At 37.1% G+C, this 20,502-nt stretch carries 5 protein-coding genes; 3 read left to right on the top strand and 2 right to left on the bottom strand.

The genetic code is table 11. The features are described 5' to 3' along the window. Window positions 1–269 precede the first annotated feature (269 nt). The 3 genes from FJR05_RS26755 (at window position 270) to FJR05_RS27030 (ending at window position 19,124) form a co-directional block, all read left to right on the top strand. On the top strand, window positions 270–18,650 hold the full coding sequence (locus FJR05_RS26755) for a LamG-like jellyroll fold domain-containing protein (protein ID WP_174783781.1): 18,381 nt from the start codon (window positions 270–272) through the stop codon (window positions 18,648–18,650). A gap of 134 nt (window positions 18,651–18,784) precedes the next feature. Continuing rightward, window positions 18,785–18,922: a hypothetical protein gene (locus FJR05_RS19330; RefSeq protein ID WP_168645626.1), complete on the top strand. Its 138-nt coding sequence runs from the start codon at window positions 18,785–18,787 to the stop codon at window positions 18,920–18,922. A gap of 49 nt (window positions 18,923–18,971) precedes the next feature. Next, window positions 18,972–19,124, top strand: a complete 153-nt coding sequence (locus FJR05_RS27030) for a diguanylate cyclase (protein ID WP_217385636.1) — start codon at window positions 18,972–18,974, stop codon at window positions 19,122–19,124. 110 nt (window positions 19,125–19,234) lie between these two features. On the opposite strand, the gene gmk is transcribed toward FJR05_RS27030, so the two are convergent. Then, a complete protein-coding gene (gene gmk, locus FJR05_RS19320; RefSeq protein WP_168645625.1) occupies window positions 19,235–19,831 on the bottom strand; it encodes a guanylate kinase in 597 nt (198 codons plus the stop codon). A gap of 266 nt (window positions 19,832–20,097) precedes the next feature. Beyond that, on the bottom strand, window positions 20,098–20,364 hold the full coding sequence (gene remA, locus FJR05_RS19315; RefSeq protein WP_015080662.1) for an extracellular matrix/biofilm regulator RemA: 267 nt from the start codon (window positions 20,362–20,364) through the stop codon (window positions 20,098–20,100). Window positions 20,365–20,502: the final 138 nt, after the last annotated feature.

The following is a 20,502-nucleotide window of genomic DNA, read 5'->3' as shown; positions in this document are numbered from 1 at the left end:
TACGGGTTTATGATATTGATTTCAATTTTAAGTTTGAGCTTATTGATTACCACACTATAACATTAGCCGTAAATGCAGAAGGTAATGTTTATCGGATTAATCCTTTTAACCCCACCACGATAAGAATAAGCAAAGCAGAAAATATTAATCAACAACTCGGTAATAAAACTGAAGGAGAAGCAATCAGAGTTAAAGATATTTTTGAAATTGATTTATTAGGCACTGGCAATAATTTCAACCAGATTAACGACTCTAACTTTGATTTATATTTGGACATAACAGGTACAGCTAATCGTGGTAGTTTTACCAATACCCAAGAAGGAGCAGACTATAAACTGTTTTATACTGCTTATGGAGAAGGAAATACCGAAGTTCAATCTCGTTTAGCATTACCAGATCCTCAACCTAACACCACTCGTTATAAAATTGCTGTACCAACAGGGACTACTTATATTCGTCTCCAAGTTGAAGACATTAACGACGAATTATTTGAACCCACCGAAAGTTTTACCGTAAAAGTAGCATCTAGTCCAGATGGCAAATATACCTTATCCACAAGTGGTCAACCAATAACAGCCACTGCTAATTTATATGAAAACGAACCCATTGTCACTTTAGGTAAAGTAGTTAATCTCACCGAAGGATTTGGCTTTGGTAGCACCATTACCGGGTTGGATAACGCTCTTACCTTAAGTGGTAATCATTATGTGAAAGTGAACTCTAACTCCCGCCTAAATTTGAATGGAGGAGGAGAATTTACCCAAGAAGTCTGGATTTTTACCAACTTTACTGATAATAATACTCATGGAATCTTAGGTTATAACGCAGGTAATAGTAATAGTTATCCTAGTATTTCCATAGTTAATCAAACCTCAGTAATAATTGGTTTTGGTGATGGTTCGCAATGGCGTAGTTTTACCGTAGAAAATGCCATTAACCCTAACAGTTGGAATCATCTCGCAGTTACTTTTGACGGTACAGATTATAAACTTTATGTCAATGCAGTAGAAATTTTCTCTACCACTGACTTAGCAGGACTTAAACCTGCACCAACTCAACAATTAGACATCGGCAAAGTAGGTAACAACTATTTTCAAGGAGCATTAGATGAAATCAGAATTTGGAATACTGCTCGGAGTGCTGGAGAAATTCAGCAAACAATGGTTGACCAACTGCAAGGAGATGAAGCAGGTTTAATTGGTTATTGGAATTTTAATGGTAATTTATTAGACAAATCTACTCAACAGAATTCCAGTAACGGCATATTTCAAGGATCTGGCAATCTCGAATATATTAACAATCCTGCCCCACAAATTGGTTACGTTGAAGTCAACCTCGATAAACCCTTCCAAGGAGAACAAGGATTATGGGTAAAATACGAAATTACTGGTGGTACTGCTACTCAAAATGGAGATTACTTTAACTCCCGTTACCGTAAAGTATCCACTCAAACTGACAGTGAACGTAATGGTATTATCATTCCTCAAGGTCAAACATCGGCTCGAATTTATTTTAGTGCTATTTCCGATCAAATTGTCGAAACTGACGAAACCATCAATATCAAGTTAATTCCTCATAACTTTGATGATGAAGCCAATAGCAGTAAAACTAATTCTAACTATGGCATTGCTGTATCCCCAGACATAATTACATCAATATCACCCACCTTCGATAAAGATGTCATTCTCAATGGTACTCAAACAAATAATTTAGATACTACGCAAGATTCAGTTGATAACTTTGGCAATATATTACTAACTCAATCGGCAGCTAATTTATTAAATCCATCCTCGCCTCAAGGCTTACCTGATGATGGTTTGTTCCCAGCGAATCAATATCATCCTACTATTCAACTTCCTTATCGCAATGGAAATAATGGAGCAAATGCTCGTTTTTTAGACTCAGTTTCGTCTTCTGTTCCTCTTTCTGTACCAACAGGATCATCATATTCACAAATCCATGTAGCAGGTTTTTCCGCTGGTGGTTCTACTGGGATTGAGTTAGAAATTAAATATTCTGATGGCACTGTGGTTACTACCAGCAGTCAACAGATACCTGATTGGTTTGAAGAGATTACAGAATCTGAAAATCTTTACTATCTGATAGATGGTATGGATAGAGTTAAGACAGATCGACAATATGAAGATGCTAACGATCCAGCTTTGTTTGGTGTGCGGTTTTTAACAAATTCAACTAAATCTATTACTGGAATCACACTTAAACGAGTTAGTGGATCAAATTTTGTCTTCATGGGAGCAACGGCAGTCTTATTAGGAAAAGAAATAAACAATACTGCAACTATCACTATTAAAGATAACCAAGCCTACGAAACAGGAGTAATTCTCCTCGATGCCAATAATCAAGTAATTAGTGACAAAAACCCCCTCGTTATCCGCAACAATAGCACAACCTTTAAAGTAAAACTTTCTAGTCAACCTACCAGTAACGTTACGGTTAATTTAGGTACAGATAAAGGAAATTTGAGTAACAGTAGTCGTACCTTTAGCAGCAATAATTGGGATAATCCTCAAACTATTACTTTAACAGGAGTTAGTAATGACGGTAATATTACAGCTTCAGCTAATGGCTATTTTAGTGGTACTAAATCCTTTGATTTTACCATTAATGCTCCTATCAGAGTAACTGAAGGAAGTAGCACCGATGCCATTCCCGTCACTCCTGAAGTTATTATTTCTAGTCAAGGCAATATTCAAGAAGATGGCGGTTTATCCGGTAATTTTGTAGTTAATTTATCAGCCCCCGCACCTGAAGGCGGTATTCAGATTAGTTACAATATTGGGGGAAATGCTACCCAAGGAGTTGACTATCAAAATATTGCAGATTCTGCTCTCAATTTTGATGGTGTGAATGACTATGTACAGATTAACAACAACAGCGTACTGAATATTACAAATCAATTAACCATAGAAACATGGGTTTATTTGGATGAAACCACACTATCAGGTAATCGTCGTATTCTGCAAAAAGGTGATAATGATGATCAATATCGTTTCTTGATCGAAAATAATCAGTTAAAATTTGATCTCAACGGAGTAGGAAGCGTCACCTCTTTTCCATTTAGTAGTGGACAATGGCATCATATTGCGGGGGTTTATGACGAGTCAACTTTAAAACTCTATATTGATGGACAACAAGTTAATTCAGTCAATGCTTCTGGCAAAATTAGCACTACTAACAATCTCTTATATATCGGCACGAAAAACCCCTTTGCACCTCCAGGAGATTTTTGGCGAGGACAAATCCGAGAAGTAAGAATTTGGAATACTGCTCGGACTCTCCAAGAAATTCAAGGAAACAAAGATACCATTTTGACTGCTAATCAAACTGGTTTAGTTGCTTATTTTCAAGGGAATGCGAATAACAATGTCTTGATAGATAGTAGCAACAATAATTTAAGTGGCACTCTGTTTAATGGTGCGTCTTCCTCTTTTTTCCTGACAATTCCTGAAGGAGAAACCAGTGGAGTTATCCCCGTATTACCTATAGGCGATCGCCTGACCGAAGGAAACGAAACCGTTACTATAACTCTAAATAATGGCAGTGGTTACACCGTCAATAATAATCAAAAACAAGCAACCCTTACCATTGTTGATGATGACATTAGTGGCATTGAAGTAGTTAACGCTCAAGTTACCACTGATGAAAATGGCAATAATATTATTAGCTATAGCAATGGTTTAACGGAATTAATCACCAATGAACCCTATCCTAACGTTAATAATGTTCTGCAATTACGCAATCTTAACAATCAATTAATCGGCGAAATTACCCTAACTCAAGACCATATTAATGCAGGAAAAGTTAGCATTAATCCTCTGATTAATTTACCCCTAGATAGCAGTTTCATTCAGGCAAACTTAAAAGAAAGTATCAATGCTAATGTAGGTTTAGTGCTTAATAATGAGCAAATTTCCATTAAGAATGGACAAATCGAAGTAATTTTACCTGCTATTAGCAACCAGGCTTTATTTGGAATCCGCTTACAAACTCAACCCAAAGCAAACGTAACTATTACCTTAGAAAATGGTGATAATACAGAAGGCAATCTTAATCAAACTACCGTAACTTTTACCTCAGAAAACTGGGAAAATTATCAGCTTGTCACCGTCTCTGGTTTAGATGACTTAGAGATAGATGGGGATATTAAGTATGAAATCAGGGCAAAAGTTACCACAACTACAGATAATAATTATCAAGGAAAACAACTATTAATTCCCGTCAAAAACTTAAATGATGATCAGGAAATTGACAACAGATTAAGTTCAGGCAAAAATGTAAATCCTAGCTTACCAACAGCAACTATTGGTGAATCAGTTATTATTAACGAAGGGCAAAATCAAGCCCAAATTCAAGTAAAATTATCGAAACCTGCCACCACTACCACCAACGTTGTTTTTGAAGTAAATGACGATAACGCAACCGTTAATGAAGATTATCAATTACCAAATGGTTATTTAATTAATCAATTTGAACCTAATAACACCCCTCGTTTTGACAGCCCATTTGACGGAATTGATGTAGGAAATAATAGTAAAATAACTTTAGTTGACTTAGATAATGATGGTGATCAGGATGCAGTAATCAGTGGTAGTAACGGAATTAAATATTATCAAAATATTGGTAGTGGGAATTTTGTTGAACAAACAGGCATCAATAACCCCTTTTCATTAATTAATTTACCTAATTCTAGTACCACTTTTGGAGATATTAACGGCGATAAAACCTTAGATCTAATTGTCGGTAAAACCACAGGAGATTTAGTGTACTATATCAACACAGGTAGTTTAACTAATCCTCGTTTTAACCTAACTACCGCATTAAATCCTGTTCGCCTTAATCCTGTCAGTAATATTAATGTGGGAAATAATGCTTATCCGATTTTGATTGATTGGGATAAAGATCAAGATTTAGATCTAGTAATAGGATCAGATAATGGCATTAAATACTATCAAAATATCGGCAATAAAACCAATGCCAACTACAGTCAATTAACAGGTAATAATAATCCCTTTAATAGCATTAATAGCGGTAATGGTATCCCCTCTTTAGTGGATTGGGATCGAGATGGAGATTATGATTTGTTTGTCGGTAAAGCTAACGGTGTGATCGACTATTATCAAAATAACAATGGTGCTTTTAGCCTGAGTAATAGCAATAATCCTTTTGCTAAAATTGATAATACAGCAACGTTATCTTCCCATCCTGCCCCTACCTTTGCTGATTTAGATGGTGATGGCGATCGCGATGCTTTTATTGGTAATGCTAACGGGACAATTGATTATTACGAACAGTTTAATATTGTAACTTTCAATGTCGGGGAAACCACTAAAACCATTAATTTAACTATCAAAGATGATCAAATTGCTGAAGGAGTTGAAACCCTTGAAATTAACCTAAATCCTAGTAGTGGTTATAACTTACCTTCCTATCTTAAATTTGATGGAATTGATGATCATGTCACCCTTCCTGCTCAAAATTTAAGTGGTGATTTCACTTTTGCTACTTGGGTATATATTGACAGTAAAACTCAAAACGTTAGCTCGATTTTAGAGTTAGGTAATGCTAGTGGTAGCGAAAGAATTTTCTTTGGTTTAAGAAATAATCAAACTAACTTATTTTTAGAAACTGTCACTAACTCTCAAAGTCGAGCTTACACCCTACCAGTTACTTTACCTCAACAACAGTGGGTACACTTAGCCGTAAGTCTTGACAATCAAGGAGCAGGAAGATTTTATGTTAATGGAAAACTTGAACAAACAGCATCTCCCTTCAATTTACCTACAAATATCGAAAAAACCCTTAACTATATTGGCAAAGGACGAGGGGGCTTTCAATTAGCAGGTAAAGTTCAAAATCTCTCCATTTGGGATAAAGCCCTAACTGAGACGGAAATTAGCAACACCAAAAATAACCTAATCAACGACACAGAAACGGGCTTAGTTGCTTATTATCGCACTCCTAGTAATTCTGGTAATTTATTACTAGATAGTAGCAGTAATAACCTTGATGGAAAATTGCAAAACGGTACAGTAGTTGGTAGTGACATAAACAGAACTGTCACAATTAACGATAATGATACCGCAGGAGTAACTATCAATAAAATTAATGGCGACAATACCTCAGAATCAGGAAATGCGGTTACTTTCTCCCTTAAACTCAATACTCAACCCACTGCCCCTGTTACGGTTTACTTGGGTTCACAAGATGAAAGCGAAGGTTTATTAAGCACCCAGAGTAATTTAACCGAACTTCAAGGAGTGATTAGCTTAAAATTTACCCCTGATAATTGGAATATTGTCCAAAATTTCTACGTTAAAGGGATTGACGATCGCATTGATGACGGAGATATCAGCTATAAAATTATTACCACTCCCTTTAGTGAGGATCAACTTTATCACCGTTTAGCCGTTAATGAAATTACCTTGGTTAACAGCAATGATGATCAAGCTCTATTGAACATCAAAGGGGCAGGAAAAGCAGTAGAAGGACGAGAAAACGTTTATAGCATCAGTTTAAACTCTCAACCTGTAGGAAAAGTGCGAGTAGTTATGACTCCTACCAATGATCAAATTCGCCTCAATAACGAGTTTATTGGTGAACCTTTAACTATTACTTTTACCCCCGAAAATTGGAACTTTGATCAAACAATAAGAGCTACTGCTTTAGATGATAATGTGGTTGAATATCTGCATTTTAGTGAGATTAAATTTGAAGTTGAAACAGGAGACGGTTTAAACTTTGAGTCTAAAGCCGATAATAACACCGCAGAAAATGCTCTTGACTTAGGCAAGATTAAAGGCGGTTATAGTTGGAATAATTTAGCCATTAGTGACGCTAATGATGTAGATTGGTTTAAATTTACTACCTTAGACACAGGTAATGAACTGGATTTCGCTCAAATTAGCTTTAACCATAGTCAAGGGAATTTAACCTTAGAATTATACAGCAGCAATAACTTACAGACTCCTTTATTAATTTCTAACACTAATAACAACCTTGAAAAAATCTCTCTCAATGGGCAATCCTTTGGAGAATATTACCTAAAAGTTTACGGAAGTCCGAATAAATACGATTTATTAGTAGCAGATGAAGATTATAAATTTACCGAAAAACTACACAGTAGTACCAGAAACATAGTTATTCTATCTGATAATGATCAACAAGATTTACCTAACGATATTACGACCAAAGGAAGGCTTTTAGTTGGTGATTACGTTTTAGGTCAAGCCGCTACCTCTAATGATAAAGACTGGTATGCAGTATCTTTGCAAGCAGGTAAAGCCTATACTTTTGACTTGGAACGTTATTATAATGGCAACCCTATTTTCTCTCTCTATAATAGTAATGGAATTTTAATAGGAACTAATGATAATGCTCCTGGACTATCTTTTGGGAATTCAAGGTTTACCTATACTCCTAGTATTAGTGGCGATTATTACGCTGAAGCTTATGTACCATCATCATTGCAAATCAATAATCAGTATCGTTTGAGTGTTGATAATATTGTTAGTAACAGTGGCTCAAAATCAGAAGGAAGTCAAGATTTTCCTGCTAATGCTTCTACTACGGGTGTAATTACAGTTAATGATAAAGTAACAGGAAATATAGCCAATTCTAGTGATAAAGATTGGTATAAAGTTAATCTCGCTGCGGGTGAAACTTATGTAATTGATATCAGTGGTGAAACGATGGGAGATGGTACATTATCATATCCTGATATTGCACTATATAACAGTAATGCTCAAAACATAGCTAATTCTATAGGCTTAGAAAAAGGTAATGGAAATCGTTCTCAAATGCGGTTTATTCCTACTACCACAGTAACTTATTATGTAGAAGCATTTGATTGGAATTCTTTTTTTAATGGCGGAACTTATAAAGTAGGGGTAAGTCTTGTTGAGAAGATAAATACAACTATTACCGAAATAGTACCACTGGAAAATTTACCCGTAGTAATCGAAGATAACGACTTACCCACAGCGAAAATAATTGCTGGACCAACAGCATCTGAAGTATTTGGTGAACCAAGTTACTTTACTATTCAACTCAACGCCCCCGCACCTGCTGATGGTAACGGTATTGCAGTTAATTATCGAGTAGCAGGCGGTAGTGCAACCTTCCCAGAGGATCTTAACGGTAATGGTATCCTTGACGCAGGAGAAGACAAAAACAATAATGGGCGTTTAGATATAGGCGATTATCAAGTCCAAAAACAAGGTACAGTCAGAATTGCTCCTGGAGATATTCAAAATAACTTAGTTATTGTCCCCATTGATGACAAGTTAGTAGAAGACTTAGATTTAACCATTAAAAATGTTAAATCAGGCAGTAAAAATAATGAGCTAATTATTGAGATTAAATCAGAAGTTAAAGCCAAAACTTTTGCTACTTCCGTAGGTGAACCTGAAGGTATTGATTTTCCAGATAATAACACTACAGAAGGACGACTTTTAATAGGTGATTACGTCTTTGGTAAAGCATCTGATAGCAACGATAAAGATTGGTATGCGGTTTATTTGGAGGCGGGTAAAACCTATACTTTTGATTTACATAATTATAACTTCGGTAATTCTTTCTCTTTTCTTTCTCTTTATAACGCTAACTCTCAATTAGTAGTAAATTCAACCACAAATAACCCAGGGAGATTGATTTATACTCCTACCGCGAGTGGAAATTATTTTGTGCAAACTGCTCTTACTTTAGGTAATCAATATCGCCTTAGTATAGATAACATTGTCAAGAACAGTGCCTCAAAGTCAGAAGGATCAACAGATTTTAGTGCTAATACTAATACTCAAGGGATAATCGTAGTTGGTGATCAGGTAACAGGAACTACAAGCAACTTTTCTGTTAATGATCCAGATTGGTATAAGGTTGATCTGATTCGAGGAAAAACCTATGTCATTGATGTTAGTGGTGTTAATAGAGGAAATGGTACTGCTGAGTTTATTAATTTCGTTGAAGTTTATAACTCTCAGGGTACATTCATTGCTCAGGGACAAGGATTGGAATTGGGTAATGGAAGTGGAATTGAATTTCGTTTCACTCCTGAAACTACAGGGAGTTATTATGTTGGGCTACAAGCACAGTTACGTAGCTCAACAGTAAGGGGTACTTACACTTTAGGAGTGAGTGAGGTAATACCTTATGCTGAACCCCTTAACCCTTTCCCCCCAGAACTTTTCAATGGCAGTGAAATCAAATTTGCCGGTAACTTAGTTGCAACCGTCACCAAAGGACAACAATTAATTGAAACCGCATCATCCTTCGGTAAACGTACTTATGAAGGAACGGTGACGATCGCAGTAGATCCCAGTCGCAAAAATGAAATTAAAACCAACAGCCCTGCCCGTACTTCCGAAGAAACGGTAATAGTAGAACTCCTCCCTGGTGAAGGCTATATTTTACCAGAAAATCCCCAAGCCACCTTACGCATTCAAGATGATGATGTACCTGGTGTGCGGATTGTGCAAGTAGGCGATAATACCGTAGTCAGAGAAGGAGAAACCGCTAGTTTCAAAGTATCCTTATTAAGTGAACCCACTGCACCCGTTAAGATTAAATTAACCCCCGGTTTTGAAATAGATTTCGTTAACCCCGTTAATCCGAGTACCGTAAAAGTAGTTAAAGATATTTACACCTTTGATGAAACCAATGCCGGGAATTTAGATGTTAATCTTAGTAGTTTAGTTACAGGAGAAAAAGAGAAAACCGTTTCATTCAGTGTCAATTTAAGAACGAAACCGACAACGGATGTGATTGTAGAGCTTTATGACGCTAACGAAAATATCGCTAACCCCAATACTCCCCTTAAAATCATTAAATTTACCGCGACTGAAGAAAATTTAGTCTTAGGAGCATCAGAAGGTAATTGGAATCAATCTCAACAAGTAATAATGGGATTCCTTGATCCTGACAACAGTGGTAACTTTACTATTAAAGCCAGAATCAAAGAAGCTAAGAATATTAATAATCAGATTGGTAGCGAGATTACTCTACCCGTTAATTACAGTAGCAAATTAGTGGATAAACAAACCACTGAAATTACTATTAATCCTGAAGATTGGTATAAACTACAAACTATCACCTTTACAGGAATTGATGAGGGAACTTTAGCTGAACCAGGACTTTATCATCAAAGTAACATTACCTATCAAGTAATCTCCCAAGATACTGATTATAACGGGATTTTTGTACCTGATCAACGAGTTGATGTAGTCGATCGCCCCTTAAACCCCGAAACTACCGCTCAAACGGTCAGAGAAGGCTTAACCAATTTACAACAAAGTTTAGATGCACTGGAAATACCCTTGGTGGGTGCATTAAACGGCAAAACCCCAAATCTCATTGGAGATATTACTGATAGTTTAGTCATAGCAATATCAGCAGAACCAGAATTAACAGCTAATCGCTTAAAAACCGTCATTGAGAGTGCTTTATCAAGTTTAGGGTTAGATTTCCTCAATGTTAATGTCACCATGACTAACGACGACATTAATATTTTATTGGATGTGAAAAAAACCTATGATTTATTCTCCTTACCTTTAGATGTGAATTTGGGTTTAGATGCTTTAGGAATTGGACTGAAAACAGAAGGAGATTTGAAATCAACCTTTGACTTTAAAGTAGCTTTAGGAATTGGTTTACATAAAGATTTTGGTTTCTATCTCGATACCAAACAAACCAAAGTAGATGCGGCAATCAGACTTAACCTTCAAGATTTCAGCGCCCAAGGTAACTTAGGATTTTTACGCTTGGACATGGTAGATGATCCGGAAAATCCGACAGAATTAGCCATTACTTTCACCGCCGGTTTAAACGACCTAGATAATTATGGAACAATTAAATTCTTTGATGTTAATGGAGATAAACAATTAGATGCAAATACCTTTACTGCTTTAATTGCCACCGATGCCGATCAAGACGGTAAACCTGACACTGATGCCCAAGGTAATTTAATTACTGTTGCCAAGCAAGTTCAAGAACCTTTCATTCAACTGGATACAAAGGGGATTGCACCTGAGTTTATCACTGTAGCCAATGCTACCGTTGAACAGAAAAATATTAATTGGAACGCTAACAATACTTTTGATGCCCCTGAAGCCTTGAAAAATGAGGGAGCTTATTTAGTTAAGAAAAATGTTGACGGGACGATCGCCCATTATTATGTAGATTTTAACGGAGATAAACAATTTAACGGCGGGGCGAATATTGAAGCAAAGTTTGCAGTCTTGCCTACTGTAACTAAATGGTTCGATCAAAACGGTAAAGTTAAACCTTTCCTCATCGAGCAAAGAAATGTCAACGGGGTAGTGACTTACTTCTTTGACAAAAATGGTAACAATGCGATCGATACAGGTGAAACCTTAACCAATCAAGAAAAAGCAAGATTAGATAAAAATAACGACTTTACTATTAATCCCAATCGCTCCCTTGAAGGAGAAGGATCTTTTGTTCAAGGTACAGGTATTGCTTTCCGTGACGTTAACAACAATAAGAAATTAGATGTAGGTGAACCTTATGTTAATTCGGGTTTCGCCCCCATCGAATCTGCCAATGCAAACATCAATGAAAATAACATCTTTACCTATAAAATTATTAGTGCTAATGCAAAGGTATTCTTAGATCAAAACAATAACGGCACTTACGAACAAAACACCGATTTAGATCTGTTAGCCGCTCTAAATTTAAACAATACTCAAGCTCAACAACGGGGTTTACCCGGTGCAGGTAGTTATCAAGTTGCCCAAATTCTCAAATTAACCTTAAATAATGGGCAGGTTTTAGAAAAAGAAATTAGTTTCGTTAATACGAATTTAGATGTAGCCCGAAAATTAGCCATTATTACCGATTTAAATGGTGATGCCGAACCTCTGGTCAGAATAAATCAGGGAGTCCGTTTTGTGGACTTAGACAATAACGGTATCTTAACCACGGGTGAACCCTTCTCCCTGCCTAATAATACCTTTGACACCAAGAGTTTAACGGGTACAGGGGAAATTATTACTTACTTTGATGACGGCGATCGCTTGACCCTCACGGAATTACAAAACTGGAAGAATAACCCCAGTCTAGGGTTTAATGACTTATTCACATACGAATTTGCGGGTAACGCTAATTTGGGCTTAAAAACCAAAACCAGCGTGGAAGGAGATCCCGCCTTTCCTTCAGTATCCTTTGATATAGCGATGGGATTACCAATCTTTAACTATGGCAATCAAGGAGAAGCAGGAAACACGAGCTTTGATCTATCTTTCAATAACATTACCCTGGACTTTGGCACATTTTTAACCGACTTTGCCACTCCCATTATTGAAGCCGTTGACGATATTATCGGGCCAGTTAAGCCCGTTTTAGACATTCTCAATGCAGATACCAAAATCTTTTCTTACATTGGCTTAGAAGACGATTTTAACGTGGATAAACGTCCAGGTGTCTCGATAATTGACCTAGCTTCGGTGATTGCTTCAGGAATTGATCCTAATACTACAGATCCTAATCTCAAACGGATTAAAAGTAGCGTGGAAAATGCCGTGAAATTCATTGGCATCGTTAATCAAGTCGTCGATACGGTAGAAAGTTTAAGAGCCTTAACCGAGGGTGATGGTACAATTACCCTTAACTTGGGCAGTTTTAACCTTGATGATCTTAAAGGTGCGAGTGATGATCCTGCTGATACCACTTCTAAAGTTAACCCACAACAACAAGGTACAGCAACCCCATCTCAAGCTGGTACACCTGTTCAACAAGCCCAAAGTAACGGTACTCCTCAACAAAAAAGTGCTTTAAGCAAGTTACAAAATTTAGACGGTTTAGAAATCCCGATTTTAGATAATCCTGTTACCCTGATCCGCATTCTGTTAGGTGAACCTAATGTTGATTTAATTAAATATGATATTCCCGATCTAGACTTCTATTTTGGCAAAGAACAGGAATTTTTACTCTGGACTCCTCCTACCATTGAAGGCTCACTAGAATTAGGTTTTAGTGCCAAAACCGATCTATCTGTCGGTTATGATACCGCTGGTTTAGAAGCATGGAAAGAAGATGGTTTTGATCTCAGTTCCATTTATAAAATCTTAGATGGTTTTTATGTCAATGATTGGGATGAAAATGGCGTTGATAAAGATGAATTTGCCGCCACAGCTTTGATTGCCGCAGGAATTTCAGCAAGTATCATTGTAGCTAAAGCTAAATTTAAGGCTGGTGTTGATGGTTATTTAGGCTTTGATTTAGTAGACGTAGGAGAATTACAAGGTAAGAGCGATGGTAAAGTAAGAGGCTCAGAAATTATCTCCCGTATTAGCAATCCCTTACAATTATTCGATCTTAGTGGCAAACTAGAGGCGTTTCTTAAAGGTGAAATTCGAGTAGGGGTTGACGTTGGTTTCTTTGAAATCATGAAGACTGTTTGGAGTAAAGAGTTAGCTCGGATCACCTTAGCTAAATTTAATGTGGGGGCTTCCGGGATTAGTTTTAGTAGTGCTATTTCTAATAGTTATATCAATGCCGCTACAGTTTTCTTTGATTCTAATTTCAATGGAATTTGGGATGTGGAGGTTGACGTAAATGGACAAATTTTAACTGAACCGATTACCTTCACCGATGAATATGGTGAATATCAACTGAATATCGGTTTAGAGTGGGATACCAATGGTGACGGTGTTATTAATGAAAGCGACGGACAAATTATCTCAATCGGTGGTTTTGATACTTCTAGTGGTACACCAGCAGGGAAGTTTATTGGGCTTCCAGGTTCAACTACTATCACTCCTTTAAGCAGTTTACAAGTACCTTTGGTTCAAAATGGTTTAACTCCCGATCAAGCACAATCGATCATTAAAACTCAATTAGGTTTACCGACTGATTTTGACCTCGAATCTTTCGATTCTCTGAATGCTGTTGGACAAGAAAATGAATTAGGTTTAGAAATTTACTTAGCACATATTCAAGTTCAAGGATTATTTAACCATAGTGAAGCCATATTAGATGGTTTACAAGGTAGCAATGCTAATCCAGACAACAAACAATTAGTCCAGACTGCCCTTGCTAACTATCTTAGCGATCGCTCTTTAAACAATGAAGAAGCATTTGATTTAAGTAACCAATCTCAGATTTTCTCTTTCTATAAATATTTAATTACTTACAACAATACTAAATATTCTGAAAGTAATCCAAAATACATCGTTCCCGAAGTTTCCGAAACAGTCTCTATTCCTTTCATTACTCCAGAGGGTGATTTAGTAGAAGTTATTGATATTATCCCCGGATTGAAAGCAGAAGAAGTTGACCTTGCTTCCCGATTCACTGCCGAAAGCAATCAACTCTTAGACAAAGTAGCCGAAGTAGGTGCATCCAAATCCTTAAAAGAAGCCTTACCTGCTTTAGCTTCCGTTAAACGAGTGGTTCAGGATGAAATTCCCAATATTATAGAAGTATTGATGACGGGGGATAGCAGTGGGTATGGATTCTTTGCAACGCCCACCGACAAAGCCTTATCTAACTTCAATGAAGCAATTAATCAAAACTATACCCTTGTAAGTGAAGATCTAAACTCCTTTGGTAATCGTAGCGTTAAAGTTATCAGCAATACTGAAACCATTGTCGAAAATTCTAATGAAGTAGCTAAATTCACCATCGAATTGAGTCATCCTGCTCCCAATCAAGGTTTAACCGTACTTTACTCAGTTTCTGGTACAGCTACTGTAAACGAAGATTACAAATTTAATAGAGAGACTTTCGGTGAAATTTATCTTGCACCCGGTACAACAGAGGGAATTATTGACTTAACATTAATAAATGATGACCTGCCCGAAACTTTAGAAACAATTGCCATAAATCTTACCGCCGCAGGAGAAGGTTATTTCTTAGATCCGACTTCCTCGGTTGCTTTATTATTTATTATTGATGATGAAGAAATTAATCCCCTTGGCAATGGCATTGGACAAAAAATTCAAGGAACTTTTGATAACGATAATTTAGTGGGTACACCTGAAAACGATATTATTTTAGGACTTTATGGGAATGATACCCTGAATGGCAAAGAGGGGAATGACTTTATTCAAGGTAATCATGGTTCAGATCTGATCATTGGAGGGGAAGGAAACGATTACCTACAAGGACTATTTGGTAATGATACACTCCAAGGCGATGAGGGGAATGACTACCTTGATGGTGGTTCAGGAAATGACTACCTTGATGGTGGTTCAGGAAATGACTACCTTAATGGTGGTTCAGGAAATGACCAATTAGATGGTGGTTCAGGAAATGACCAATTAGATGGTGGCAAGGGCAATGATTACCTAGAAGGCGGATTAGATAACGATTGGTTATCAGGAGATGAGGGGGATGATTTGCTCATCGGTGGACAAGGAGATGATGTACTTAATGGTGGAAAAGGTAAAGATGTCTTTTTCTTTAACTCCTTCAACGAAGGTTTTGATATCATATTGGACTTTAACCCCGATGAAGGTGATCAAATTCAAATCTCTCGCTCCGGTTTTGGCATTGAAAACTTAGACGGTTTCCGCTTTATTAGTGGCGTTCTTGATTATCAAGGCACAAATTTAGCCTTATTACAAAATCAAGGACAAACTTACAGCTATTTCCCCAATTTAGAGTCCATCATTACTCTGGTGGATGAACCTATTAGTTCTACCAATCCAGGCAAATTACCGCCCTCGATTTTTGGTCTAAGTATTCCACCGTTTATTAATGAGATAGAGCCTGATGATAGTACGATCCTTGATGATATTGTCGAACGAGGCTACATCAGGGTAGCAGTATCTCCCTCGACTCCTGATTTTGATTTAACATTTGCTCGGACTTTAGCTGTTGCTTTATTTGGTGATAAGAATGCAATTGAACTGGTAGAATCTAATTTTTCCGATTCCTTTGATTTAGTTGCTAACAAAGAAGTGGATTTAGGAATTCGTCGAGTTACTCACACCTTGACCAGAGATACGGAATTAAATGTTGATTTTAGTCCCCTTTATTTCTATGATTCTCAAGCTATTGTTGTTCCCCAAAATAGCAATATTGATAATATTTTCAAACTTGATGGTTTGACTATTGGGTTAGTGACAGGGCAAACTGCTTTTACTAATTTAACTAATGTTTTAATATCCCAAGGAATAAAATTCACCCCGAAATTTTACTCTAATATTACAGAATTAACTCAAGGTTATTTAGCAGGAGAAGTTAATGCCTTTTCTGCTGATAAGACTCTGATTTTAGACCAACTGCAAAAATTATCTCACCTAGAAGATAATCGTTTCTTAGATGTAGAATTATCCAAAGAGCCTATTAGTTTAGTCTTACCAGAAAATGATTCAACATGGGCTAATTTTGTCCGTTGGGTTAATTATATTCCCGTTCAAGCCGAAGAATACGGTATTACTTCTCGTAATGTTACCGAATTGTATCTTAATAATAACGATAATATCACTTGGAACAATCCCTCCCCTGAAATTAGCCGTTTCTTAGGTTTGAGCGATAACATTTATGGCAATTTTGAGAGATATAATGTTCAAGGTGAATTTGTCATTAATGTAATTCGGAAAATAGGGAACTACGGTGAAATTTACAATTCCTATTTCCCTGATTTAGAAAGAGACAGAAATGAAATTTGGAGTAACGGTGGTTTAATCTACTCTCCTCCTTTTTCTGGTAATTCCCAAGAATTAGATTTAGTTGATAATAACAGTCGCAATGTCCTTAACGATATTTTACAGCGAGGTAAATTAATTGTCGGTACGAGTGGCGATAATGCTGGTTTTTCCTTCCGAAATGAGAATAATGACTTAGTTGGTTTTGATGTAGATTTAGGTAAAGCTTTAGCTGCTGCACTCTTTGGAGATTCTGAGGCAATTGAATTTGTTGAACAAAATAATTTGGAAAGATTCACCAATGTTGCTAACGGAATTGTAGATATTAGCGCCCAAAGTGCCACTAATAATTTAGTCAGAGATATCCAATATGGTGTTGATTTTACTCAGACTTATTTCTACACTAATCAAGGAATTTTAACCAGAAAAGATAGCGGTATTTTCAATCTCCCCACTCTCAATGGACGTAAGATTGGTGTCATCGCTAATACCACAGGATTGGGAAATCTTAAAGATGTCTTAGCTAAATATGGTGCAACAGCCATCTATCAAGAATTTGACAGTGAAGCGAAAATGTTTGCTGCATATCAAAATAGAGAAGTCGATGCTGTTACTACTGATATGGTTCTGTTAAGTGCAAACATGGCTAATTTTTCAGATTCAGAAAATCATCAATTATTAAATGCTACTATCGGTGAAGAGCCTTTAGCGATGGTAATAGACGAAAATCAATCTGACTGGGCTGATGTTGTGCGTTGGGTGACAAATTCTTTAATCCAAGCTGAAGAATATGGTATTACTTCTGCAAATATTGAGGGGTTAATTGCTCAGAATTTTGATAATAATCCTGAAAATGATTTATCACCAGAAATTCAGTTTTTCTTAGGATTACGTGGAAATATTGGTGCGCTGCTAGGTTTACCGAATGACTTTGTTGTGAATGTGATTAAGGCTGTGGGCAATTATGGTGAAATGTATGCTCGCAATTTCAACTTATTACCTCGTCAGCAAAATGAATTGTATACAGATTCGGGTTTACAGTATGCTCTACCTTTAGGTATAAATGCTGTGGATTTAAATGGTATCGTTATCGCTCAAGATGACCGTGCTAAAACGACATTTAACACCCCTGTTAATATTCAAATCCTCAATAATGATAAAGATATAGATGATGATCCTTTGACTTTGACCATTTTCTCTAATCCCAGTCATGGAACAGCGCAAGTTAGCGATAATGGCACACCTGATCATAAAACTGATGATTTTATTATCTATACTCCCAACAGCAATTTCACAGGTACAGATCAATTCATCTATCAAGTTGACGATGGTAAGGGAGCATCAGCCCAAGCTCAGGTTAGTGTGAATATTCATAAAATTCAGAGCCAAATAGTACCTTTAGGCACAACAGGAGACGACAAATTGATTGCTACTCCTGGTAGTCCATTCGATGGTCACAGCAATCTCCTTTTTACTGGCGCTGGTAATGATGAAGTTGAGTTAAATACTTCTGCCACCGCAGGTAATAACATTATTGATGCAGGTAGTGGTGATGATAGTATTTTTGTGAGCAAGGGCGATCGCGTTTTCGGTAGCATAGGCAATGACACCTTCTATGCTATTGATGGCCAAGGTGGCAATCGGATGTCCGGTGGTGTTGGTAATGATGAATTTTTCCTGGGTAGCAATGACCGAGCTTTAGGTGGTGCTGGTAACGATATATTCTACATTGGCACAGGTGGCGGTAACTTAATTTCTGGTGGTGCTGGTTCAGACCAATTCTGGATTGTCAATGCTGAACTACCAGAAGCTAGTAACACTATTATTGACTTCCAACGTGGTGCGGATATTATCGGTATTAACGGTGCTGCCAGCTTAGGTATCACTACATCCACACTCAAGTTAAATCAAATTGGTGCTGATACCCACGTTAGTTTCAATAACCAAACTCTCGCTGTTCTCAGTGGCATTCAAGCCAGCAGTTTGAATTTAACAGACCCTCAACAGTTTGTCTTTGTTTAACGCGATTGTTAATGTCATGCTTGGTAACTGTAATTAAAGAGCATTGCTGAATGGAGGTATGAAATTCAAATATTGCAGATATCCCGGCTGTACCAGTTCTGGAGTTGAGGGGGCGACAAAGGAGTTAAAGAGGCTTGGCAGAAGCTTGGCGTAAACGTCGTTATGAGACTGTTCTGGGTTTTCTTCCCAAAGACGAATTACCCGATAGCTATGTCGTGTATTTTGCACCTCAAATTTATCTTGTAATACTAATTCTGAGTCAACTTGTTTAAGATAAATTACGATTTGTTCAATTTCACCCTAATATAGAATTGCGTATCATTGTCTGAAAGCCTTGTTATCATTGGGTTATGGATAATTCCGAAAATTCAAAAAACACCTGCGGAATGTGGACACCAAAGCGGTGATGATTGTTTAATTCGAGTTGCCCAAGCGATCGCCAAAGTCATGAAACGCCCAACCGATTTAACCTGAGTTCGGTGTTAGGAGTTCGGAGTTATGATTTTTAAGAGCGAGAGAATAAGGGTTTGAGACTCATACTTGGGGCGAATTTTCCGCAAATTATCTTATGTCGAACTCAGGTTTTATCCAAAAATCGCCTTCTCTATTTCCTTCAAAGCTTGCTCAAAATCATCATTGATAATTTTTAGATCAAATTCGTTAGCAGCAGCAATTTCCTCTTGGGCCCGTTGCAAACGACGACTTATAGCTTCCTCAGCATCTTGTCCCCGTCCACGAATCCGGTTTTCTAATTCTGCAAATGAAGGTGGTAAAATAAAAATACTGAGAGCGCTAGGGAAGGTGTGACGGATTTGTCTTGCTCCTTCTAATTCAATTTCTAGCACCACCAACGTACCAGACTGAATCTGCCTCAGCACAGCTTCACGAGGCGTACCATAACAGTTACCAGCAAATTCTGCCCATTCTAAAAATTCGCCTTGAGTAACTAACTGTTCAAACTGACTCCGACTAATAAAGTTATAGTTTTTACCATTGATTTCTCCCGGACGAGGAGAACGAGTCGTTGCAGATACTGAATAATGCAATTCTGGATAACGCCGGAGAATTTCATTCATTAATGTACCTTTGCCGACTCCACTCGGACCGGTTAAAACAATTAGTTTGCCCAGAGGCGGACATTCTTTCGTATTTGCACCATTATGGGTAGGTAAAACTTGCATTATCCGTGAAAAGAGTGAATTAATAAATACAAATGATTCCTTAGTCTTGTTTTAGCGACTAAAATAACTAATACCATTTTGAATTTAGGATTTGAGATGGTTAAATACCGTAGGTATCAGCTTTTGCGGCAGTATTTCTCATTCTTACTCTTCAAAATAGCATCAAGACTAAAGAATTTGTAGCACTGGTGACAGAAAACCAGTCTAATTCATATCCTACAGCCGATATGGTACAAATAGAATTGGGTTGATAACTATGCCAATGATTAATTATCTACAACATGATGATCACGAGAAATCACAAACCGATTGGCTACTGTTTCTGGCTGAATCGCCGAGAGAATAACATGACTAGAGTCAGTAATAATCACTGCCCTAGTCCGTCTTCCATAGGTAGCATCAACTAATTGACCTCTATCCCTAGCATCGGTAATAATCCGTTTAATGGGAGCAGATTCTGGACTAACAATGGCAACGACTCTGTTGGCAGAGACGATATTACCAAACCCAATATTGATTAATTGAATTTCCATAAAAAAAATTTTGGCTAAACGAAAAATGAAAAGCTTGTAGTAAACTTATTTCCATGTTATCGCTAAAGAATGGGAGTTACAACGATTTAAACCACGTTAGCCTCAGTTTTTTCATAACTAATGCTTTTTTTAGCTGTA

Source organism: Dolichospermum sp. UHCC 0259 (assembly GCF_009711935.1).
Classification (GTDB): domain Bacteria; phylum Cyanobacteriota; class Cyanobacteriia; order Cyanobacteriales; family Nostocaceae; genus Dolichospermum.
Note: the sequence above shows the minus strand (reverse complement) of the source record. Positions and strands in the feature narration are given on the sequence as shown.